General features: G+C 42.2%; 22 protein-coding genes and 9 tRNA genes. 7 read left to right on the top strand and 24 right to left on the bottom strand.

Translation table 11 applies throughout. The annotated features are described in order from the left end of the window. Nucleotides 1–80 precede the first annotated feature (80 nt). Complete coding sequence (gene sppA, locus L2740_RS01485; RefSeq protein WP_248948186.1) at nucleotides 81–1,922, top strand: signal peptide peptidase SppA; 1,842 nt, start codon at nucleotides 81–83, stop codon at nucleotides 1,920–1,922. A 400-nt stretch (nucleotides 1,923–2,322) separates the two neighbouring features. Then, on the top strand, nucleotides 2,323–3,339 hold the full coding sequence (gene ansA / locus L2740_RS01480; RefSeq protein ID WP_248948184.1) for an asparaginase: 1,017 nt from the start codon (nucleotides 2,323–2,325) through the stop codon (nucleotides 3,337–3,339). An 88-nt stretch (nucleotides 3,340–3,427) separates the two neighbouring features. On the opposite strand, the gene L2740_RS01475 is transcribed toward ansA, so the two are convergent. From L2740_RS01475 to L2740_RS01465, 3 genes are read right to left on the bottom strand one after another with little or no spacing between them, the layout of a single operon-like run. Continuing rightward, complete coding sequence (locus L2740_RS01475) at nucleotides 3,428–3,709, bottom strand: YeaC family protein (protein WP_248948183.1); 282 nt, start codon at nucleotides 3,707–3,709, stop codon at nucleotides 3,428–3,430. Further along, nucleotides 3,706–4,023 (bottom strand): zinc ribbon domain-containing protein, encoded by a 318-nt coding sequence (locus tag L2740_RS01470; RefSeq protein ID WP_248948182.1) that lies wholly within the window; start codon nucleotides 4,021–4,023, stop codon nucleotides 3,706–3,708. Before L2740_RS01470 ends, L2740_RS01475 begins: the two co-directional genes overlap by 4 nt. Nucleotides 4,024–4,051: 28 nt before the next feature. Further along, a complete protein-coding gene (locus L2740_RS01465; protein WP_248948180.1) occupies nucleotides 4,052–5,179 on the bottom strand; it encodes a M14 family metallopeptidase in 1,128 nt (375 codons plus the stop codon). A gap of 286 nt (nucleotides 5,180–5,465) precedes the next feature. On the opposite strand from L2740_RS01465, the gene trxB reads away from it, so the two are divergent. After that, nucleotides 5,466–6,416: a thioredoxin-disulfide reductase gene (gene trxB, locus L2740_RS01460; RefSeq protein WP_248948179.1), complete on the top strand. Its 951-nt coding sequence runs from the start codon at nucleotides 5,466–5,468 to the stop codon at nucleotides 6,414–6,416. A 91-nt stretch (nucleotides 6,417–6,507) separates the two neighbouring features. Here trxB and L2740_RS01455 read toward each other — a convergent pair whose 3' ends face one another. The 5 genes from L2740_RS01455 to thrS all read right to left on the bottom strand — a co-directional run bounded on the left by L2740_RS01455 (nucleotide 6,508) and on the right by thrS (nucleotide 10,578). Then, nucleotides 6,508–7,080, bottom strand: coding sequence for a GNAT family N-acetyltransferase (locus L2740_RS01455; RefSeq protein WP_248948177.1), 573 nt, complete (start codon nucleotides 7,078–7,080; stop codon nucleotides 6,508–6,510). A 363-nt stretch (nucleotides 7,081–7,443) separates the two neighbouring features. After that, the gene (gene rplT / locus L2740_RS01450) at nucleotides 7,444–7,803 is read right to left on the bottom strand and encodes a 50S ribosomal protein L20 (RefSeq protein WP_012155496.1); all 360 of its coding nucleotides are present in this window, start codon (nucleotides 7,801–7,803) and stop codon (nucleotides 7,444–7,446) included. Nucleotides 7,804–7,821: 18 nt separating this feature from the next. Further along, nucleotides 7,822–8,016 carry a 50S ribosomal protein L35 gene (gene rpmI, locus L2740_RS01445; RefSeq protein WP_011865828.1) on the bottom strand — a complete coding sequence of 65 codons (195 nt, stop codon included), beginning with the start codon at nucleotides 8,014–8,016 and terminating at the stop codon, nucleotides 7,822–7,824. Between the two features lie 87 nt (nucleotides 8,017–8,103). Beyond that, nucleotides 8,104–8,646, bottom strand: a complete 543-nt coding sequence (infC, locus tag L2740_RS01440; protein ID WP_248470874.1) for a translation initiation factor IF-3 — start codon at nucleotides 8,644–8,646, stop codon at nucleotides 8,104–8,106. Nucleotides 8,647–8,649: 3 nt separating this feature from the next. After that, nucleotides 8,650–10,578 (bottom strand): threonine--tRNA ligase, encoded by a 1,929-nt coding sequence (thrS, locus tag L2740_RS01435; RefSeq protein WP_248948175.1) that lies wholly within the window; start codon nucleotides 10,576–10,578, stop codon nucleotides 8,650–8,652. Between the two features lie 354 nt (nucleotides 10,579–10,932). Here thrS and L2740_RS01430 point away from each other — a divergent pair, with 354 nt between their 5' ends. Together L2740_RS01430 and L2740_RS01425 are read left to right on the top strand one after the other, a co-directional pair. Next, a complete protein-coding gene (locus L2740_RS01430; RefSeq protein ID WP_248948174.1) occupies nucleotides 10,933–11,670 on the top strand; it encodes a pteridine reductase in 738 nt (245 codons plus the stop codon). A 2-nt stretch (nucleotides 11,671–11,672) separates the two neighbouring features. Beyond that, complete coding sequence (locus tag L2740_RS01425; RefSeq protein WP_012277111.1) at nucleotides 11,673–11,873, top strand: CPXCG motif-containing cysteine-rich protein; 201 nt, start codon at nucleotides 11,673–11,675, stop codon at nucleotides 11,871–11,873. A gap of 97 nt (nucleotides 11,874–11,970) precedes the next feature. Here the strand turns inward: L2740_RS01425 and L2740_RS01420 are convergent, their stop codons facing one another. After that, nucleotides 11,971–12,600, bottom strand: coding sequence for a riboflavin synthase subunit alpha (locus L2740_RS01420; protein ID WP_248948172.1), 630 nt, complete (start codon nucleotides 12,598–12,600; stop codon nucleotides 11,971–11,973). Nucleotides 12,601–12,635: 35 nt separating this feature from the next. Here L2740_RS01420 and L2740_RS01415 point away from each other — a divergent pair, with 35 nt between their 5' ends. Then, nucleotides 12,636–13,994, top strand: a complete 1,359-nt coding sequence (locus tag L2740_RS01415) for an MATE family efflux transporter (protein ID WP_248948171.1) — start codon at nucleotides 12,636–12,638, stop codon at nucleotides 13,992–13,994. Between the two features lie 111 nt (nucleotides 13,995–14,105). Here L2740_RS01415 and L2740_RS01410 read toward each other — a convergent pair whose 3' ends face one another. The 13 genes from L2740_RS01410 to L2740_RS01350 form a co-directional block, all read right to left on the bottom strand. Next, the gene (locus tag L2740_RS01410) at nucleotides 14,106–14,579 is read right to left on the bottom strand and encodes a GNAT family N-acetyltransferase (protein ID WP_248948170.1); all 474 of its coding nucleotides are present in this window, start codon (nucleotides 14,577–14,579) and stop codon (nucleotides 14,106–14,108) included. A 404-nt stretch (nucleotides 14,580–14,983) separates the two neighbouring features. Next, nucleotides 14,984–15,060: transfer RNA gene (locus tag L2740_RS01405), tRNA-Met, on the bottom strand. 44 nt (nucleotides 15,061–15,104) lie between these two features. Next, a tRNA-Tyr gene (locus L2740_RS01400) sits at nucleotides 15,105–15,195 on the bottom strand. Nucleotides 15,196–15,239: 44 nt separating this feature from the next. Further along, nucleotides 15,240–15,316 (bottom strand) — tRNA-Met (locus L2740_RS01395). Between the two features lie 44 nt (nucleotides 15,317–15,360). Next, a tRNA-Met gene (locus L2740_RS01390) sits at nucleotides 15,361–15,437 on the bottom strand. A 44-nt stretch (nucleotides 15,438–15,481) separates the two neighbouring features. Then, nucleotides 15,482–15,558 (bottom strand) — tRNA-Met (locus tag L2740_RS01385). An 85-nt stretch (nucleotides 15,559–15,643) separates the two neighbouring features. Beyond that, nucleotides 15,644–15,720: transfer RNA gene (locus tag L2740_RS01380), tRNA-Val, on the bottom strand. Between the two features lie 2 nt (nucleotides 15,721–15,722). Continuing rightward, nucleotides 15,723–15,799: transfer RNA gene (locus L2740_RS01375), tRNA-Met, on the bottom strand. Between the two features lie 39 nt (nucleotides 15,800–15,838). Continuing rightward, nucleotides 15,839–15,915, bottom strand: a tRNA-Val gene (locus L2740_RS01370). A gap of 13 nt (nucleotides 15,916–15,928) precedes the next feature. Further along, a tRNA-Met gene (locus tag L2740_RS01365) sits at nucleotides 15,929–16,005 on the bottom strand. A 525-nt stretch (nucleotides 16,006–16,530) separates the two neighbouring features. Next, nucleotides 16,531–17,805, bottom strand: coding sequence for an MFS transporter (locus L2740_RS01360; RefSeq protein WP_248948169.1), 1,275 nt, complete (start codon nucleotides 17,803–17,805; stop codon nucleotides 16,531–16,533). Beyond that, nucleotides 17,802–17,984, bottom strand: a complete 183-nt coding sequence (locus L2740_RS01355) for a hypothetical protein (RefSeq protein WP_248948168.1) — start codon at nucleotides 17,982–17,984, stop codon at nucleotides 17,802–17,804. The genes L2740_RS01360 and L2740_RS01355 overlap by 4 nt, the downstream gene beginning before the upstream one ends. A 218-nt stretch (nucleotides 17,985–18,202) precedes the next feature. Continuing rightward, nucleotides 18,203–18,700, bottom strand: a complete 498-nt coding sequence (locus L2740_RS01350) for a VF530 family DNA-binding protein (protein WP_248948166.1) — start codon at nucleotides 18,698–18,700, stop codon at nucleotides 18,203–18,205. A gap of 482 nt (nucleotides 18,701–19,182) precedes the next feature. Here L2740_RS01350 and L2740_RS01345 point away from each other — a divergent pair, with 482 nt between their 5' ends. Continuing rightward, nucleotides 19,183–20,793 carry an ABC-F family ATPase gene (locus L2740_RS01345; protein WP_248948165.1) on the top strand — a complete coding sequence of 537 codons (1,611 nt, stop codon included), beginning with the start codon at nucleotides 19,183–19,185 and terminating at the stop codon, nucleotides 20,791–20,793. An 89-nt stretch (nucleotides 20,794–20,882) separates the two neighbouring features. On the opposite strand, the gene L2740_RS01340 is transcribed toward L2740_RS01345, so the two are convergent. Together L2740_RS01340 and L2740_RS01335 are read right to left on the bottom strand one after the other, a co-directional pair. After that, the gene (locus tag L2740_RS01340) at nucleotides 20,883–21,533 is read right to left on the bottom strand and encodes a CatB-related O-acetyltransferase (protein WP_248948164.1); all 651 of its coding nucleotides are present in this window, start codon (nucleotides 21,531–21,533) and stop codon (nucleotides 20,883–20,885) included. Nucleotides 21,534–21,575: 42 nt separating this feature from the next. After that, complete coding sequence (locus tag L2740_RS01335; protein WP_248948163.1) at nucleotides 21,576–22,412, bottom strand: phospholipase A; 837 nt, start codon at nucleotides 22,410–22,412, stop codon at nucleotides 21,576–21,578. Nucleotides 22,413–22,589: the final 177 nt, after the last annotated feature.

Here is a 22,589-nt window from a genome sequence, read left to right as displayed (position 1 = left end):
AGATTCGTTTACAATTGAGTTTTCCTTTCCAACTAGATTTCAGTTAGCATTGTCATATCTAAGCGACAAAGGAGTGGCTAATGTCCACTAAACCCTCAATTTTCAAACGGATATTCCTACTCAGTTGGAATATCATTAATGGTTTTAGAAAGCTATTTATTAACCTTATTTTCTTTGGTTTGATTGCGATTATCATTGTAAGTTTAGCCAGCGAAGACACCATTCAAGTTGAAGATGGTTCTGCTCTAGTCTTAAATTTGGCCGGGGTTATAGTCGATCAAAAACGTCAAGTTGACCCGATAGAAGCTGCAATGAAAAGTGGCAACGAGGCCGATGGTAGTGCAGAAATCCTGCTTGCAGATGTAATTAGTGTAATTAATAACGCTGCTGCAGATGACAGGATCAGCCAGATTGTTCTGGATTTAGCACTGCTAAATGGTACAGGCATGAGCAAGCTGCAATCCATTGGTGATGCACTAGAAGCATTTAAAGCAACAGGCAAAACAGTTGTGGCGAATGGCGATTGGTATGGTCAAAACCAATATTTCCTTGCCAGTTTCGCAGATAAAATCTACCTAAACCCACAAGGCAGTGTGCAAATTGAAGGCTTAAGTCGTTATCGCCTTTACTTTAAATCAGCCTTTGAGAAGTTAAAGATCAATGCACATGTTTTCCGTGTAGGCACCTTTAAGTCAGCTGTTGAACCGTTTATTCGTGACGACATGTCTGCAGCAGCAAAAGAAGCTAACCTGACATTACTGAATGATTTATGGCAAAGCTACGCTGCAACCGTTGCAGCAAACCGCGACATCGAAACGAACAACCTATCACTCAGTGCTGAACAATACCTTGCTGAGCTTGATAAAACAGATGGCCAGTCAGCAGAAATGGCTGTCAATATGAAATGGGTTGACGACCTTAAATCAGCTGAAGAATTCAGACTAACTATGGTTGATGCTGTGGGTAAGTCTGCTGATGGAGAGTCATACAAGCATGTTGATTTTTATGATTACCTATCAGTAACCCAAACTCACCCAGTACTGAGCTTAAACGACAAAGTCGGCATTGTCGTTGCTAAAGGTAATATCTTAAATGGCTCACAACCGGCTGGACAAATTGGCGGTGAAAGTACTTCTCAACTACTCAGAAAAGCGCGTTTTGACGACTCAGTTAAAGCCGTTGTTCTGCGCGTTGATAGCCCTGGCGGTAGTGCATTTGCATCTGAGCAAATTAGACAAGAAGTATTAGCACTAAAAGCTGCCAATAAACCTGTCATTGTCAGCATGGGTAGCTACGCAGCCTCTGGTGGATACTGGATCTCAGCCAGTGCTGATTATATCTATGCAACGCCAACGACTCTAACAGGGTCAATTGGAATATTTGGTATGATCACCACTTTTGAAGACTCCCTTGCGAGCATAGGTGTGAATACCGATGGTGTAAGCACTTCTGATTGGGCAGGCTTTTCAGCAACCAAAGGACTTTCGCCACAAATAAAGGCTGTAATACAACGCCATATCGAGCGTGGATACCATGACTTTATTTCACTAGTAGCCAATGAGCGCGATATGACATTAGAGCAAGTCGATAATATTGCCCAAGGTCGTGTCTGGACAGGCCGTAAAGCGCTTGAACTGGGTTTAGTTGATGGTTTAGGCGAACTACAGGACGCAGTAACAAAAGCTGCTGAAATGGCCTCTCTCGAACAATATGATACTGACGTTATTGAACGAGAACTCACTCCACAAGAGCAGTTTGTGCAAGAGATGTTTGCATCAGCTGCGAGTTATATGCCGCAAACATTAACTCAATCGAGTGCTGTAGATGCCTTAATCAACCAGTGGTCAGCAGTTATTGATGAGTTTAAATCATTTGATGATCCAAACGGCGTCTATCTTTACTGCGATACCTGCAACTATTAATCCATAGCTTATCAGCTAGTTTACAAGCCCAGCTTAACGCTGGGCTTTTTGTTACGAAAATAATCTTTACTCGTCAATTATCTGCCAGCCTTACAATCACCACTATAAATTTTGAGCCATAAACTGCTCACACCAATTAATCGCCAAACATTAAATGTGACCCAACACCAATTGCTCAAGCCTTTCTAGTTAGCTATCAGGCAATTGCTGGCATTATTGATTTTTACCACTGACGCACTACCTGCTTTAGGTATATAATCCCGCCATTGCGTTTTACCTACGCGGGCAAAATATGAGTAACAGGCAACTATCAGTATGAGTTATCAGCTCTAGTAATAACCGTGGTAATACCCTACGCGATACTCGAGAATTAAACCCTAGAACTAAAAGACAAATAAACATGACAAAACGTTCAATCTACGTGGCCTACACTGGCGGTACAATCGGTATGCAAAAAACCGAGCATGGCTTTGCACCTGTTGCCAATTTTCTTACTGGTTGCGTGCAAGCAATGCCAGAGTTTTATCATGACGAAATGCCCGACTTTGTCATTAGTGAGTATTCGCCGTTAATTGATTCTGCGAATATGAAACCAACCGATTGGCAAATGATTGCTGACGACATCAAATCTAAATATGATCAGTACGATGGCTTTGTGATCTTGCATGGTACCGACACGATGGCGTTTACCGCTGCTGCGCTGTCTTTTATGTTACAAGGGCTTCAAAAACCGGTTATCGTAACGGGCTCTCAAATACCATTAGCACAGCTACGCTCAGACGGGCAAACAAACCTACTGAACGCCTTATATATTGCCGCTAACTACCCTGTCGCTGAAGTCTGCTTGTTTTTCAATAACAAGTTATTTAGAGGCAACCGTACGACAAAAGCTCATGCAGATGGTTTTAACGCTTTTGCATCGCCAAACTTCCCGTTGCTATTGGAAGCCGGTATTAAGATCCGCTGGCATGCAGGGCAGCGTGCCAAGTTCAACCCAGATGTACAATTAGAAGTCGCAAAAATCAGTCCGCAACCGATTGGCGTTGTCACCCTCTACCCAGGGATAAGTACTGAGATCTTCGCAAACATCCTCTTGCAACCAGTTAAAGCACTTATCTTATTAACCTTTGGTGTGGGCAATGCGCCGCAAACTCCTGAGTTACTAAAAACCCTAAAAGATGCCCATGAACGTGGAATTGTGATTGTTAACTTGACCCAGTGCTTACAAGGCCGGGTTAATATGGACGGTTATGCTACAGGTAATGCATTAGCTGAAGCTGGTGTAACAAGCGGTTATGATATGACAACAGAAGCAGCGCTGACCAAATTACACTATTTATTATCGACCGATATGACGCCTGATGAAATTCGCGCAGCCATGAAAGTATCCATTGCTGGTGAACTAACAACAGAGTAATTTTGATTTCACTAGCGAGTAAATAAAGCCGAAATAAAAAGCCCAAGCAGTTTGCTTGGGCTTTTCGTATATACAGCATATTCAACGATTACAGTTCTTGCTCTTTAAACTCAGCGATTGACTCGCCTTTAAATTGTTTTTTAAGCTCAGACTTAGATAACTCGTTGACCTTGCCTTCACTATTAATCGTAAAGTGGTCAGTTTGCTGTAATCGTCTTGCTTGATAAAGCATAACAACCTGTTGAGTCGACGCACGTTGCTCGGGAGTTAATACCGTTCCGTCCTCCCATTTACCCAGCTCTACACCACTAAGCAAACGCTGATAAACCTCATCAGGCATTTCATCTATTACTTTATTAATGTCGGTCATACTTTCTTCCGTTTATGCAGCACAATTTGCACGCGAGTGATTAAGTAGCCTACAAAGCCTAACGAAAATGCGCCTATGGCCAAATAAGAGCGGGTTCCCTCTGCGGGCTCGCCGCCCCAAAACCAAGCCACTACGCCACCAATAAACAAAGTTAACGCAAGAAAACTTTGGTTCATTAACTGGTTAGATCGCTTAATATGGCTGATCACTCGAAGGCTTTCATTGTCGGCAGAAACACTGGCACGACAATGGTTGCATTCTTTAGCCATACTCGAAATTCGTTTATTGCAACTAGGACAATTAACTAATGCCATTGGCTACCTCTTAGCTAGTGTCTATCTGTTATTTTAGTTTATCAACGACAGCATTCATTGCAATCAATGAAGCTTCACCAAGGTAAATACAGCGCTCTGGTGACCAGCCTGCCATCAGATCAGGCATATTGGCATTATCTTTAAATGGCATTTCAAGTGTATTTGAAAGACAGCCAAATGTATGGGCAACCCAGTTAGAAGCGACAGTTAAGTTTGCCTGACCCGGCTCGTCTTTGTCGTAACCGAATTTATCTTGGAAATCTGGGCTAGCCATCAGCAAGGCATCAACAAATTCTTGTTGACGAGCGGCATCTTCTTTAGTGAATGCAGGTACGCCTTCACAACCAGCTAAGAACACGTAAGGTAAACCTTCATCACCGTGCACATCGTAAAACAAGTCTACACCGGTTTCTTTCATCTTATTAACCACGTAAAGCACTTCAGGGCTTTTTTCTAAAGAAGGTGTTTTCCATTCACGGTTAAGGTTGGTACCCACAGCATTAGTACGTAGGTGCCCACGTGCACTGCCATCAGGATTCATATTAGGTACGATGTAAAAATTGGCTTTATCAAGTAATGCTTTCGCCGTTGGGCAGTCGCTATCAAGCAGATTATTCATCAAGCCTTCAACTAACCACTCAGCCATAGTCTCACCTGGATGCTGACGCGCAGTGATCCAAATGTTAGCTTTATCTTCGTCACCATCGCCAATTTTAACCAAGGTCATGTCACGACCATCTAACGTTAAGCCTAAGTGTTCAAGACTTACTTGCGGATGAACTTGCACGGCAGCTAATAAGTCTTGATGGCGTTCATAACTGTATGGCGCAAAATAAGCTATTTGAATCGCATCGCAATCTAGCTCAACTTGAATTGAAAGCTTACCGTCTACATACTCCGTTGGTAAGCGGAACCAGTTCTGTCTATCGTAAGTCGCAACGGCTTGATAATCTTCCCAACCTTTTGTGTAAGAAGCTTTATCAGCGTTTACGATGTTAAGCGTATATTGGTTGCCCACTACCCCTTCTAATTTGAAGTTAAACCACTGAAAAAACTCTCCGCCCTCATCTGGACGAATTGCTAATTGAACATCATCTTTATTATCAAGATTAATAACTTCGATGTTTCCACTATCAAAATTGGCGGTAATACGCATAACACTTCCTTTTACTTTTGCTTGTGAAGGTTTGGCTATTGAGTTTAAGAAAACAAACCAGCCACCTGTCTTTCTTTGTGCTATAGAATAAACCAAAATGTGATAAGGAGCAGCCTAAACCCACTAAAAACCGTTAAATATCACAGCCAAGCAGCGAAATATTAAACACCAATGCTAAATACAGAGCTTTACCCCTCTCACTAAATTCCCTACAATCGCTGCAATTAGTAAAACAAGGGCTCAATTCCCCTTGCTGTACCGCATTCGTTAAGGAACGGAGAAAATAATGACTCAAGCTAGACATTGTGAACTACTTATTCTGGGTTCTGGCCCTGCAGGCTACACAGCAGCAGTTTATGCCGCTCGCGCAAATCTTAAGCCTGTACTGATCACAGGTATGCAGCAAGGTGGTCAGTTAACGACTACCACTGAAGTTGAAAACTGGCCAGGCGATGCTGAAGACTTAACAGGTCCAGCATTAATGGAACGCATGCAAAAGCACGCAGAAAAGTTTGAAACAGAAATTATTTTCGATCACATCAACGAAGTGAACCTTAATGTACGTCCTTTCCAACTAAAAGGCGATAACGGCGAATTTACCTGTGATTCTCTCATCATCTCTACTGGTGCATCTGCGATGTACCTAGGTTTAGAGTCCGAAGAAGCATTTAAAGGCCGCGGTGTTTCAGCTTGTGCTACTTGTGATGGTTTCTTTTACCGTAACCAAAAAGTTGCTGTAATTGGTGGTGGTAATACCGCCGTTGAAGAAGCACTTTACCTAAGCAATATTGCATCTGAAGTTCACCTTATTCACCGCCGTGATACTTTCCGCAGTGAAAAAATTCTCACTAAGCGTCTGATGGATAAAGTGGAAAACGGTAATATCGTACTTCACTTAGATAACACGCTTGATGAAGTGGTTGGCGACCAAATGGGTGTTACTGGTCTTAAGATGAAGAGTACTAAAGATGGCGCGATTAAAGATCTAGAAGTTGCTGGTGTGTTCGTAGCGATTGGTCACAAGCCAAACACTTCAATGTTTGAAGGCCAATTAGAAATGAATAACGGCTACATTAAAGTTGAAAGTGGCCTAAACGGTAACGCAACTCAAACTAGCATTAAAGGTGTATTTGCTGCAGGTGACGTAATGGATCAACATTACCGTCAAGCGATTACTTCTGCAGGCACCGGTTGTATGGCAGCATTAGATGCTGAGCGCTTCTTAGACGCACAATAATTCATTAGAATTATCCGAAAAAGCCAACTATTTAAGTTGGCTTTTTTATTGTCTGCTGTATGACTTTTATTGTTAATTAAGCTCTCCGTTGTTAAACCGTCTTAGAGTAAAGCACCACTTCAACATCATCACCCGCATCTGGGTGATCGAGATTTCCTTTAAAGCTCATACCTAGCTTTTTCATAATATTAATCGAAGCTAAGTTTTGCTCATCTGCAATTGCAGAAAGATGTTTAATCTCAGGTTGGGTTTGCAAAATATGTTCGATAACTTTAGTTGCACTCTCAGTAGCTATGCCCTTGCCCCAAGTTTCTTGCTTGAAACGCCAACCAATTTCCAAATCATCATATCTAGGCGTATCTGTAAAAAAGTACATCGGTCTAATTAAAATCCAGCCAGCAAAATAAGCTTCTACTTTATCAGCCTCGTTAACTAATGTTTGGCTTTGGTTAATAAACACTTTCCATAAGCCCCACCCCTTTTCAACATCCCGATAAGCTGCAAATCGTGGCATAAACACAGTTTCTATTTCTTCAAGACTTGGAACTCGCCCACCATTAATGTACTTCATTACCATAGAGTCTTGATCTAGTTGGAACTGTAATTCTGTATCATCTAAAGACATGGGTGAAATGATTAAGCGTGGTGTGGTTAACGTGGTCATTAGTACAAGCCCAAATAATAATGAATCGACATAAGTCTATTAAGCAGGTAATGATAGCAACAAAACTAGCATAAACTTAAGATTAACTAGCTAATGCTGCTAAAGTCTAGCTGGTAAAGTCGTTAACGCTTTAAAAGGATTTAAAGTTCCTCGATGAGAAGTATTTAGCTACGTATGTTTTGCAGTGGTTTGTGCAAAAAAAGATATAGCTCCTTAAGTATTCAAACGAATAGTCGCAAGTGCTTACAAAAAAAAGCTAATAAAGCGATCTAATATCCTAAGTCCCATGAATTTTTTAAACTAAATAACAGCAATAAAAAAAGGGAGCCCTAAGGCTCCCTTTTTCAAAAGATTCTAAACTAATTACTTAGCTAAAGCGTCTTTTGCTTTTTCTACTAAAGTTGCGAATACAACTTTATCGAAAACAGCGATGTCAGCTAGGATCTTACGGTCGATTTCGATTGATGCTTTTTTCAAACCATTAATGAAACGGCTGTAAGATAGGCCATTTTGACGAGATGCCGCATTGATACGAGCAATCCATAGTTGACGGAATTGACGTTTCTTTTGACGACGGTCACGGTAAGCATATTGACCAGCTTTAGTTACTGCTTGAACAGCAACACGGTAAGTACGGCTACGAGCGCCATAATAACCTTTAGCTAATTTAAGTACTTTCTTGTGACGAGCACGAGCGGTTACACCACGCTTAACTCTAGGCATTGTTCTTTACTCCTCTAATTAAGCGTATGGTAGTTGACGTGCAATTGCTGGCACATCAGACTTAGCTACTAAACATTTAGCACGTAAGTGACGTTTACGCTTAGTGCTCTTCTTGGTCAAAATGTGACGTAAGTGGGCTTGCTTGCGCTTAAAACCGTTAGCGGTTTTCTTAAAACGCTTTTGTACACCCTTGTCTGTTTTCATTTTAGGCATTGCTAAAACTCCGCATTGGGACAATTAATAAAACGCAAGGCGAACAGGAAACCTCAAGAGGCCCCTGTTACTTTTATGGTTGCCTTACTATTTCTTTTTCGGTGCGAGAACCATTACTGCTTGACGACCTTCCATTTTCGGGAAAGATTCGACAACAGCAATAACTTCCAAATCAGTTTTGATACGGTTCAAAAGATCCATACCTAAACTTTGGTGAGCCATCTCACGACCACGGAAACGCAGCGTTACTTTCGCTTTGTCGCCGTCTTCTAGAAAACGAGTCAGGTTGCGTAGTTTTACCTGGTAGTCGTTTTCGTCTGTACCGGGACGGAATTTAATTTCCTTCACCTGTACAATTTTCTGCTTCTTCTTTTGTTCTTTTTGAGCTTTTGCTTTGTCAAAAAGGAACTTACCGTAGTCCATAACACGACAAACTGGCGGCTCAGCATTAGGACTGATTTCTACAAGATCTACGCCAGCTTCGTCAGCGATTTCTTGAGCTTCTCTAATGCTCATGATTCCCAATTGCTCACCATCAAGGCCGTTTAAACGGACTTCTGGTACACCAGTGATGAGTTCGTTAATTCTGTTCGGGGCCGCCTGGCGCCCTGCTGTTTTCTTGATCTTTATGACCTAATCCTCCAACAAATTTAGACTACGGAGCGAAATCTGGTTCTTGAGCTTAGTAGCAAATTCTTCGATTTGCATTTTACCTAAGTCAACGCCTTCACGGGTACGCACCGCTACTTCCTTATTTTCCATCTCTTGATCACCAACGACCAACAGATATGGCACACGCCTTAAGGTATGTTCGCGTATTTTAAAGCCTATCTTCTCATTCCTCAAGTCTTTAGTTGCACGAATTCCATGTTCTTTGAATAAATTGACGACATTATCGACATAATCCGACTGTTTGTCGGTAATATTCATTACAACAACCTGAACTGGAGACAACCAAGCAGGGAATTTACCTGCGTACTCTTCAATTAGAATACCCAAGAAGCGCTCTAGTGAACCCAAAATCGCACGGTGGATCATAACAGGTGTTTGACGGCTGTTATCTTCAGCAACATAAGTTGCACCTAAGCGACCAGGTAACGCGTAATCGAGCTGCACTGTACCACATTGCCACGCTCTGTCTAGACAATCATGCAATGTAAATTCAATCTTAGGGCCGTAAAACGCGCCTTCGCCCGGTAAAATTTCGAATTCAATGCCATTAGCAGTTAATGCTTGCTTAAGCGCTTCTTCTGCACGATCCCACATATCGTCATCACCGATACGCTTTTCTGGACGTGTAGATAGCTTAACAACGATATTGCTAAAGCCGAATGTTTCGTATGTATCGTAAACCATCTTGATACATGCGCTCACTTCCTGCTGTACTTGTTCTTCAGTACAGAAGATGTGTGCATCATCTTGCGTAAAGCCACGTACGCGCATTAGACCGTGTAGTGAACCTGAAGGCTCGTTACGATGACAACAACCAAACTCTGCCATACGCAATGGTAAATCACGGTATGACTTAAGACCTTGGTTAAAGATCTGCACGTGACCAGGGCAGTTCATTGGCTTAACTGCGTATTCACGGTTTTCAGAGCTCGTTGTGAACATCGCTTCTGAATATTTGTCCCAGTGACCACTGCGTTCCCAAAGTACACGGTCCATCATTAATGGGCCTTTTACTTCTTGGTAAGTGTACTGACCTAGCTTTTGACGAATAAACTTCTCAAGCTCAAGGAACAAGCTCCAACCATCGTTATGCCAGAACACCATACCTGGTGCTTCTTCTTGCATATGGTAAAGATCTAGCTGCTTACCAATTTTACGATGGTCACGCTTAGCCGCTTCTTCAAGACGGTTAAGGTGAACTTTAAGGGCTTTCTTATCAGCCCAAGCTGTACCGTATACGCGTTGTAACATCTTGTTATCTGAGTTACCGCGCCAGTATGCGCCCGCTACACTCATCAACTTAAAGTTCTGACAGAACTTCATGTTTGGTACGTGTGGGCCACGACACATGTCGATATATTCTTCGTGATGATAAAGCGCTGGCGTTGAGTCTTTTGGAATGTTCTCATCCAAAATAGCCATTTTGTAAACTTCACCACGAGATTCAAAAGTATCACGCGCTTCTTGCCAGCTAACAACACGCTTATCAACCGCGTAATTAGTTTTAGCAAGTTCAGCCATGCGCTTTTCTAGCGCATCGATATCTTCCTGAGTCAACTTATGGTCTAAGTCGATGTCATAGTAGAAACCATTATCAATAACAGGGCCGATGGCCATTTTGGTTTCTGGGAACAGTTGCTTGATTGCATGACCTAGCAAATGCGCGCAAGAGTGACGAAGAATTTCAACACCCTCTTCATCTTTAGCAGTGATGATTGAAAGATCTGAATCAGTTTCAATCAGGTCACATGCGTCTTTTAGTTCACCGTTCACGCGACCAGCGATACACGCTTTAGCAAGACCAGGACCAATATCAGCAGCAACATCTAAAGTAGAAACAGAGTGAGCAAACTCGCGTTTGCTTCCGTCAGGAAGTGTAATAACAGGCATGATTTTTCCTTTTCCAGTGGTGACCCCCACGTAGGGCCACTTGGTTTTAAAATTAAGTGTGGTTTACGCAACTGGGACTAGGCCTTACAGGAGCCTGGGTTTTCCAGCGCGCAAGCCGCTAATTCTAAGTGATAGCAGCGAGAAGATGCAAGTTTTACAAAAAATTGTTTTACTAATAAAAACTGGGTGATTACCTATGAGAAAAATCGAGTCAAAATGCTGGCTTACTGGAACCATATAGGTTTAGCGACCATTTGGCATTAGGGCTGAAATCACTCTTTATCAGACTAAGTTTGTAGATTACCCTAGCCTCCTCTATATAAATAAGTTTTATGGATTATAAAAGGACTAAAAATGGCAACATGGGCGCTAGTGACAGGTGCAGCAAAACGGATCGGCTTAGCCATAGTTAGTCAACTGCATAGCGATGGCTACAACATCATTATTCACTATGGTAATTCAGCTAATGAAGCTACCCAGCTAAAAAATAAGCTTAATAAGCTTAGACCCAACTCAGCCGAGACTATCCAAGCAAATTTGGCTGAACCTACCGCCGTTAGTAAACTCGCCCAAGATATTTTGTCGTCTAACATTCAGCTGTCTGTACTTGTAAATAATGCCTCTAGTTTTTACCCCACACCTATCGGCAATACAGATTTTGCGCAAGCACAGCAATTGCTAACAACTAATTTGCTGAGCCCGTACCTATTAGCAGAACAATTAAGGTCTCTGTTAAGCCTGCATCATGGCTGTATCATAAATATGTTAGATATCCATGGTAAGCGCCCTCTAAAAGATCATGGGCTATACTCTATATCTAAAGCTGCACTTGAAATGGCAACATTATCACTGGCTCAAGAACTTGCGCCATCAATCCGTGTAAATGGCGTCGCTCCAGGGGCCATTTTATGGCCTGAGCAATCGCTTGAAGCGTCGCAACAAGCCGTTTTAGATGCAATACCATTAGCTAAGCTTGGCCAAGCCGAAGATATAGCCAAGCTTATATCTCACCTCATCAGCGCGCCTTATATCTCAGGGCAAATTATTGCGGTAGATGGAGGCAGAAGCGCTGTGGGTTACAAGGGAGCATAGCGATGCGATTCATCAATAAAACAATTAGTTGCCCGCACTGCGGGCATCATCAACACATAAATATCGATGCCACCTGTGGTGACCAAGATTACTACGAAGATTGTCGTGTTTGCTGTAACCCTATCCATATGCGATTACATATGGACGAGGCGCAGCACAAAATTGAGTTCTTTATCGACTCCGACGATGAGCAGATTTATTAAAGTATATTGTTAACGACGTCCGTTAATAAGCTACTTTTATTTGCTTAGATTACCTAACGACTTTAATTAGTACGCTGCACTTTAAGCGACAAACTGGCTATTGTTGACTCGCTTCATTCGCGAATCTCTTTGCAAGCACTCGTTCTACGGTGTCGACAATCGCCTGAGTTTGACTATCAATCTCGATATTAATCGAGTCACCTTTTACATAGCTATCAAGGTTGGTCAGCTTTAACGTTTCTGGAATTAAGTGCAGCATAAAGCTCGTCTCAGTCACCTCTCCTACCGTTAAACTACAGCCGTTTACACCTACAAAACCTTTATACAAAATGTAATTCATCCATTTCGGTTCAACGGTTAAACGAATGTCATAATGCTCATCGGTTACACTGACTAAATCTACCTCTGCTTGAGTATGGACATGGCCCGATAAAATGTGCCCACCAATCTCACTACCGAAGGTTAATGAACGCTCTATGTTAACCTGTGATCCAACTCTCAGTTTTGATAGGTTAGTTAGCTTAAGGGTCTCTTCCATTACATCGAAAAACACCCTATCATCTTCTATTCTTGTGACTGTTAAACATACACCGTTATTTGCGACACTTGCCCCTAGTGAAAGTCCCTCGCGCAAATCCGGCCCAATAGCGATTTGTAGCGTATTTAAACCTGATTTTTTATCAATCGCCAACACTTCGCACGTTGCTTGAACTATACCTGTAAACATTATTCTCTCTCGTTAGTATATTAAGGGCTGTACCCATGAACCATTCTGGCTTTCAAGCCAAACGCTTAGTCCAATTGGCATTACCCGTGCTAATTGCCCAAGTTACCCAAACAATGATGGGTTTTATCGATACCGTAATGGCAGGTAGAGTTAGTGCCGTTGATATGGCTGCTGTTGCTATTAGCGCCAGTCTTTGGCTACCTGCACTATTATTCGTTCAAGGCTTATTAATGGCCTTTACACCTGTATTTGCCCACCATCATGGTGCAGATAACCAAAAAGCGATTCAACCTTTAGCTTATCAAGCTGCCTATATTGCCATAATTGGCAGCGCCATTGTGGTGCTTATCCTCTCATTTGCAGAGAATATTTTCACCATGATGGATCTTGAGCCTGAAATGGCAAGGTTAGGTGTGGGTTACCTAAATGGCTTTATGTGGGGCGTACCTGCTTTTGTGCTCTATCAGGTACTTAGAGGCTGTAGCGAAGGTATTTCTTACACGCTGCCAACTATGGTGATTGGTTTTGTTGGCTTAGCAGTCAACATACCAGCTAACTACATCTTCATTTATGGCCACTTTGGCATGCCGGCAATGGGCGGTGCAGGTTGTGGTGTTGCAACAGCATTAGTGTTCTGGGCAATGTTTATTGCCATGGTCATCTATATGCAGCTTCATAAAAAATTTAAAGAGCTAGCTCCCTTCAAATCTTTTCACATGCCAGACCTAAAAGTTATGTTTGACATGACCAAACATGGCTTACCTATTGCTATGGCGCTATTTTTTGAAGTGAGTTTATTTGCAATTATTGCACTATTACTGGCCCCATTAGGTGCGATTGTGGTTGCAGGTCACCAAATTGCACTTAACTTTTCATCAATTGTGTTTATGATCCCGCTATCTTTAGGTATTGCGGCTTCCATTCGCGTTGGTTATTACTTAGGCCAAGACAAACCTGAGATTGCAGCCTTAGTAACAAAATTAGCACTAATGATTTCATTTTCATTGGCGGCGTGCACGGCAGTGATCACGATTCTATTTAGACACGAAATTGCTCTGCTTTATAACGATAACCCTGAGGTGATCTCATTAGCGGGCAGCTTGATGTTCTTCGCTGCCATCTATCAACTATCAGATTCTATACAGGTGGTTACCGCAGGTGCACTACGTGGCTATAAAGATACCCGCAGTGCCTTCTACATCACGCTGGTCGCGTACTGGGGGATAGGTATGACACTTGGCTACACCTTAGCGCGTACAGACATCATCGTACCGCACATGGGCGCCCAAGGATTCTGGATTGGCTTAATTGCCGGTCTAACCGCTGCCGCCATCATGTTTGCAGCACGTTTAAGATATATTCAAAAACAGGGTGTGGTGCACTCGGCAATCTAGCTAACCGAATGAACTAAACAACTATAGCAAAAGGCCAACTTTATCAAGTTGGCCTTTTCTTTGCGCGTACCCCATAAATGATCAATATATAATGCATCACTTACAAAGTTCCTAACCTAAGTCGCGATGTTTAAAACACTGGCGCGTGACTAAACCCCATACTTCATCATGATATTTGTCTTCAATATATGCCCCCGCAGTATAATCATTTACTACATCACGCCAAAAAGCTATCGCGTGATCAGCTCCCGCTACTTGCTTAATCTCCCATGAGCCGAGAAGCAGCTTAAATAAACAAGTTATAAAAGACTTCCCTACTTTGTTTTTACGGAAGTAAGGCACCACGTAGAAATCACAGATCTCAAATTGATGATCACTTTTGTCCTTAATTGCAGCCAACGCAGCAGGCACTTCATCGATATAAAGTAAAAAACCTCTAACATCTCCTTCTATTTTTGGAAATATTGTAAACAAGCCATTTGCGTCGGGTTTATCCGCAATAATCTTTGAAAACTCAGCCGCATAACCTTGATATAGATTTTCATACACCTGTTTATTAGTGCTATCAACTTGAACTATGTTCATTACATCTCCAATAATGTGCGTTAGAGGCAAAGCAGACTCAGCCTCATCGCTAAAACAAAGCAAAAAGTTCTATACTTTAAAACTGCGAAATTCAACACCAGATTTACACTAAGCAGTATAACCCCTAAATACTGCAACAACTGCAATAATCAGCACAAAAAAATCAGCTTTCACTGGCCTACTTTCACTCTATCCATTAACTAAAGAATTGGTTGCTGGGTTTGGATTGCTTCCGACAAAAACTTTGCAACGATCTTCGACTAACCTTTATAAACAGCTGAGCCCAACGAGCTAGCGAACAGGTCCATCTCCGGTCTGTGTATACAAAAAAAATTCAGCAGATTTTAGGCACAAAAAAACCAGCTTTCGCTGGCCTACTTTCACGTTATTCTTTAAGTAAGAATTGGTTGCGGGAGCTGGATTTGAACCAACGACCTTCGGGTTATGAGCCCGACGAGCTACCAAACTGCTCCATCCCGCGTCCGATAAACGCTAATAACTGTTTTGATTCTGCTATAAAAGAATTGGTTGCGGGAGCCGGATTTGAACCAACGACCTTCGTCTAGCTTTTATAAAGAGTTGAGCCCGACGAGCTACCAAACTGCTCCATCCCGCGTCCGATAAACGCTAATAACTATTTTGATTCTGCTATAAAAGAGTTGGTTGCGGGAGCTGGATTTGAACCAACGACCTTCGGGTTATGAGCCCGACGAGCTACCAAACTGCTCCATCCCGCGTCCGATAAACGCTAATAACTATTTTGATTCTGCTATAAAAGAATTGGTTGCGGGAGCTGGATTTGAACCAACGACCTTCGGGTTATGAGCCCGACGAGCTACCAAACTGCTCCATCCCGCGTCCGATAAACGCCAATAGCTGTTTTGATTCTGCTATAAAAGAATTGGTTGCGGGAGCTGGATTTGAACCAACGACCTTCGGGTTATGAGCCCGACGAGCTACCAAACTGCTCCATCCCGCGTCCGAATAACAACTAAGCTCGAGTAGCGTTTAGCTTCTCCAACCAGTGCTAAATAATAGATTTTTGGATTCTTCTACAAAAGAATTGGTACAACCGAGTGGATTCGAACCACCGACCCCTACCATGTCAAGGTAGTGCTCTAACCAACTGAGCTACGGTTGTATTGGTTGCGGGAGCTGGATTTGAACCAACGACCTTCGGGTTATGAGCCCGACGAGCTACCAAACTGCTCCATCCCGCGACAGGGGTAATAGATTTTTAGATTCTTCTATAAAAGAATTGGTACAACCGAGTGGATTCGAACCACCGACCCCTACCATGTCAAGGTAGTGCTCTAACCAACTGAGCTACGGTTGTATCGCACACGAACTGGTTGCGGGAGCTGGATTTGAACCAACGACCTTCGGGTTATGAGCCCGACGAGCTACCAAACTGCTCCATCCCGCGACTATGTTCTTGCTGTTCGCTTGGCAGTTGCCTTGGAACGAGCGCTATAGTATGGCGATAGCGTCTATGTTGCAAGTAAAAAAACACAAATAGCTGCCAAGCGGTGATTTGATGGCCAACTTGCGTGGTGTTTAGGCATTTTATCGCATTTTTTAAGTAAAACAATTACAAACAAGAATGTTTTAAGGCAAATTTTAACCAAGAATATCGATTGTCAAAGTTACAAGAGCCGATTTTACAGTGCTTTTTGGTTATCCAACTGGATTTATGCTTCAGCCGGCATACTAAAACACCGTTCATATACACTTAAACACCAATGAATCCCTTTTAAACAATTCGTAAAACTTATAAGCAACAGTCAAAAGTCCATCAACACACGCGCTATTTACTATTGATAGCTATTTATACCAGCGTTATTTAATTGCAGCCGTGAACACGAGGTAAATATGCTGCTCCCTCTCTTTACACAGACTATAAAAAAGCCACCCTACGGTGGCTCAAATATTCAAGTACAGCATTTTGTTACTAGAGCGATCCCATAGGTTTATCAACTAACGGTAGCTCACTATTCCTATTAGCTTCTCTATTATGACTATTTTTAGAAAGCTTAACTTCCGAGACAGGCCTATCATCAATCGGTAAGTGTAATAAAGCTGCGATAAAGGCTAATACTACAGTTGACCACCAAATTGGCTCATAACTACCATAATAGTCATAAATTCGACCGCCAACCCAAGCGCCAAGGAAACTACCTACCTGATGGGTAAAGAACACTAAGCCATATAATGTAGATAGATAGCGAGCACCAAAAATCTGCCTCACTAAGCCAGAAGTCAAAGGCACTGTTCCTAACCAACAAAATCCAATTGCGGCGCCAAATATAGCAGCCGTATTATCAGTCACTGGCAATGTAACAAAAGCAGCAATAACCGCAGTTCTCACCAAGTAAAGCGCACTCATTACATACCGCTTACTAAACCTGTCGCCCATCACCCCCCAAAAATATGAGCCAAAGATATTAAATATACCGACATAGGCTAAAGCTAATGCTGCAGTCGATGCATCTAAATGTTTATCAGCAAGGTAACTTGGTAAGTGTGTGGCAATAAACATTACATGAAAGCCACATACAAAGAACCCCATATGAATTAACCAATAGTTACGATTAGTACATGCCTCTGCTAGTGCCTGTTTTAATGTCTGATCGTTTAGTTGCTCTTTACTGTTATCGTTACTTTTAGCTGTTTTCATAAACGAAGCAAAAGCAAACATAAAGCAGCACAATAGTGCAAATACTTGCAGCGCCGTTTGCCAATCAAAATGGGTTAATAAGCTTTGTGCTCCAGGGATCACTGCGAACATGCCAAACGAGCCAGCCGCAGTCGTCAATCCAAATGCTTTTGCCGTATGCTCTGCAGGTACCACTTTCGCGACGGCGCCAAGCACTACAACATAACTAGTCGCACTAAGCCCTAATCCAATCAGCATACTAATAGAGATGTAAAACATCTCAGAGGTGTTCGAAATAGAGGTTAATAACAACCCCAATCCATAAGCCAACGCACCAAACATAATGACTTTTTTTGAACCAAACCTATCAGCAGCCATGCCGGTAAAAGGCTGGAAAACACCAAAAAGTAGATTTTGCAGGGCGATAGCAAGGCTGAAAAACTCACGTCCAGCATCAAAGCTCATCGAAATTGGCATCATAAAGATCCCAAAAGATTGGCGGATCCCGAGGCTAATAATCAAAATCCCAATGCCTAGCCAAACCAAAAGAGGAAAACGAAAGATGCTCATAGTTGTACAGCCCTATGTTTCGCTCCAGCGGAATGTTGATGGTCATCATCGGCTTGGTTTGCTAAATCGTTTTTCGGAATTTGGTGACAGCCAACTTCTGCGCCATTGTCGCTGAATGCGTTGAGCAAAGGTGGATAGTTATTAACTAATAGCAAAGTCAACATTAACGCGGTAGTCATGCGGAGCAGCTGTGCAGATATGGATTGAGAGCGCATCGATTTACAAGGTTACTTAAAAAGGAAGCGCATGCTACTGATTAGTCGGCCATGAAACAAATGAATAAATAGAATCAACACTATGCACTAGATGCATATATTAACTTGAAAGAAAGCAGATAATAAAAAGGACCTGTCAGGTCCTTCTATCAATTAATTACAGCGTTTGCATCAAATGCTAACTACTTACCCCAAGGGTTGGTAGGATCTTGTGAGGCAGCAGGACGCTTTGGGCCATTACGACGGTTTTGAGCATAACCATCTTGCGCTCTTGGTTTGTCTTTGCCAAAACGTGGACGTGCACCGCTCTTTTTCATCGCTTTGTAATTAGCTTCAGCTTTAGCGCGCATCTCCTCTACAAGCTCAACCGTTAGTTTCTCTGGCTTACGTGGCACGATACCATCAGCATAACCGCGCTCACGTGGCTTAAGTTCCATTTGCGCAGCCGTACCTTTTGGCATGCGTTTAAAGCGATAAAGATAAAATGCTTCAACACGTTCTCTAGCCCACTCGGTTTTCTTTAAAAACTTAATGCAACCAGCCATATTGGGGTTAAGGTTAAAACATTCCAATTTTAACGCTGCATAAAGCACTTTATAGTCATAAAACTTCACCAGTTCAGTTAGCAAAGTTTCTAAATTTAAGCCGTGGAGTGGATTATTCTGTTGGTGTTCAATCATGGGGAGTCCAAATATCGCAGAACATGTGCAGACACATGCATCTATAAAAAATATTCAATCAATGAATACTTAGACTGCTCAACGAGCAGCGCAAAACAATGGCCTAATAATAACAAGAAATTGCACATATCACCCATAAAATCGTCCGGCTTGTTTGAATTTTTACAAAAACACTCAACTATTCACTCTCTAGATACTGGCAAGTGATATAAAGTCATTTAAATTTTGCAGTTAACACCTACTTTAACCAATGCATTTTATCAGAGTTTCAAAGTTTGCTGATCAAGCTACCCAATAAGTTTAGCCAAGGCTCAAAACAAGGCCAATCAAATAAATAAGCCTTGATTCATCGCATGATTGCTCGACATCTAAGCACTGACCTCTGTATAATCCGCCGCTGTTTTGCCTCTCGTACAGGATTGTCTTTAGCAGCCTGCTAGCGCCTTGGCTTTCACTCTTTACTAATCACTCAGGATACTCTTTTGATCTCTACCGCAAATATCACGATGCAGTTTGGCCCAGAGCCATTATTCGAAAACATTTCCGCTAAGTTCGGTAACGGCAATCGCTACGGCTTAATCGGCGCAAATGGTTGTGGTAAATCCACCTTTATGAAGATCTTAAGTGGAGAGCTTGCCCCTACTTCAGGCAACGTTTCTATTACGCCAGGTCAAAAAGTCGGTACCTTGAGCCAGAACCAGTTCGCATTTGAAGAATTCAGCGTCATTGATGCGGTAATTCAAGGTGATACGAGACTATGGGAAGTTAAACAAGAGCGTGAACGCATCTATTCACTACCAGAAATGAGTGAAGAAGACGGCATGTACGTCGGTGAACTTGAAAGTGAGTTCGCAGAAATGGACGGTTACAGCGCTGAAAGTCGCGCCGGTGAAATCCTGCTTGAAGCCGGTATTGAAGAAGAGTTGCATTTTGGCTTAATGAGCCAAGTGGCACCAGGTAAGAAGCTGCGTGTACTTTTAGCACAAGCATTATTCTCGAACCCAGATATCCTGCTACTTGACGAACCAACCAACAACTTGGACATTCACACCATTAACTGGTTGGCTGAAGAGCTTAATAAGCGCAAGTGCACCATGATCATCATTTCGCACGACAGACACTTCTTAAACACTGTATGTACCCATATGGCGGATATCGACTATGGTGAGCTTCGTATTTACCCAGGTAACTACGAGTACTTTATGGAAGCGTCTGCACTTATTCAAGAGCAGCTATTAGCCGGTAACGCTAAGAAAAGCGCTGAAATGACTGAACTACAAGACTTTGTTAACCGCTTCGGTGCTAACGCATCTAAAGCTAAACAAGCAAGTTCGCGTGCTAAAAAGCTAGAGAAAATCAGTTTAGATGAAGTAAAAGCATCAAGCCGTATGACGCCATCTCTTCGTTTTGATGACGGCAAGAAAATGCACCGCCAAGCCTTAGTCATGGAAAATGTAGGTCACGGTTTTGATGGTGAGTTACTGTTTGAAGGCGGCGATTTAATCCTTGAAGCGGGCGCAAAACTTGCCGTTATTGGTGAAAACGGCGTAGGTAAATCTACGTTCCTACGCTGTTTAGTCGGTGAATTATCAAACAAGGTTGGCGAGATCAAATGGTCAGAAAATGCCTCTATCGGCTATTGCCCACAGGACAGTAGCAAAGATTTTGATAACGACTTAAACCTATTTGACTGGATGTCACAGTGGCGCCTACCAAAGCACAATGACTTAATGGTTCGTGGCATGTTGGGCCGTTTATTATTTACTGAAGACGACATCAACAAAAAGGCACGTAACTGCTCTGGTGGTGAGAAAAACCGCCTGTTATTCGGTAAGTTAATGATGATGGACATCAACGTTCTGGTAATGGATGAGCCGACTAACCACATGGACATGGAAGCCATTGAAGCACTAAACAATGCGCTTAAAGTGTACCAAGGCACGCTAGTGTTTGTGAGCCATGACCGTGAATTTGTTTCATCTTTAGCAACGCGCATTATCGATGTAAAAGACAACAAGCTTATAAACTTCCAAGGTACTTTCAACGAGTACATGGCAAGCCAAGCAGAGAACGAAGCCAAGAAAGGCGCTTAAGTATTTATCTAAGCCTTTCTAATAGTAAAATGGCGCTAATCTTTGAGATTAGCGCCATTTTTGTATAGCTTGGTTAAAGCAAACAATTATCACTGATTATCTAGGTAGTACTGATATAAGCCGTCAATATCAGCGCTACACATTAATGCCATCGCCCCTTTTAGCTTGTCTAGCGGCCAATCCCACCATTTCATTTCGAGTAACTTGGCAATAGCTGCATCATCAAAACGCTGCTTAACCAACTTATTGCTGCCCACCACCACACAGTAAGGCGCAACATCTTTGGTGATCACTGCTCTTGAACCAATTACAGCACCATCGCCAATGGTCACGCCGGGCATGATCATCGCCTCACTGCCAATCCACACATCATTGCCAATCACGGTATCGCCTGCACGCTCAAAGCCGCTTTTTACACCTTCGCCAAACTCTTCTGGCGCAAACGGGTAAGTCGAGATCCAGTCCATGCGGTGACCTTGATTGCCTGCAAGCATAAAGCAAGCCCCCGAGGCGATTGAGCAGAATTTACCAATAATCAGCTTATCGACTTCGCCAAAAACGCCCGCTTCCCATACATCAATCGTTGAACCGTCACCTAAAAGGTAACGTACCGCTTGATCTTCAAACGACTTACCATGATAAAAACCCGAATAGTAAGAATATTCTCCTACTTCAATATTGGGGTTAGTGACTTGCTGTTTAAGTTTTTTAGAATCAAGCCAACTCGAAAACTCGTTCATTCTTACTGCCTAAATAAATATTTTGAATAGGGTTATATATGCTTAAAACGCGATACCAAGCCCTACAGCGTTATCAAAATGATTGTAATCTGAAATCGTTAACCCATAGCCACTTTGCAATTTCATGTAACCTTTTAATCCTTTGTAAATCGGAAAACGCCAACTAAGTTCCTCATAACCATTAGAAAAACCACTTTCTAACAAGTTGCGTACGGTTAGGCTAATCTGATGCTCGCCAATATACCAATCGCCTTTAATCGCACCGTAACCCATATAATCATCGATATCAGGGTTGTAATCTGTACCAGAGCTTATCCAGGGTTTAATGCTAAGTTCTATATCATCAAGTGCTAGAGAAAATTCGGCATAAGCGCGATTCCAACTACGCTCATAAATCCCCCCTTTACCGTTAGACTGGTGCTCAAAACCAATACTGGTACTCTGCCAAATAGCGCTCTCGTCAGCATGTTGCCAAAACCAAAATACCTGTGGCTGATATTGTGAGTCACGAAAATATGCTGAATCATCATAAGCTTGCCAATTTGATATTTGACTATAAGCAAGATAAAAACCGTCATTATCAGTGAATAAGTTTTTGGCAATACCATATTTTAAACTGAACTGAAATTGTATATTGGTTTCGCTGATCTCCCCCTTGTTAGGGTTTTGCGGCGCGTAGTAAGCTTGATTAGCAGATTGAGTTTGGTAAACAGGTAATATGAAATTATTGTCAAACACTTTCAAACTATAGAGATCTTGTTCTGGAACTAAGCCTGCAACACCTGTAACTTCCTTACTTAAGTGACCTCCCTCTTCAGCCTGTATACCTGCCGCGGCCAGTGTGCTTGTTAACAATACAATTGTGACTTGATAGTTCAAGGTTAGTAATCTCCCTATAGATCCGTACCATCCAACAATAAAAAAGACACTGAGGTGTTTTATCCAAACTTACCTCAATGTCTTAATATATGTGAATCATTTTGTTTTTATAGCATTTATCAAGGTTTAGACCACTAATAATTCTATAAAAGTTATTATTTTAGAATAAGTATCGTT

This window comes from Shewanella pneumatophori (assembly GCF_023283895.1).
GTDB lineage: Bacteria > Pseudomonadota > Gammaproteobacteria > Enterobacterales > Shewanellaceae > Shewanella > Shewanella pneumatophori.
The sequence above is the reverse complement of the archived record's forward strand: the minus strand, read 5'-3'. Positions and strand labels throughout refer to the sequence as shown.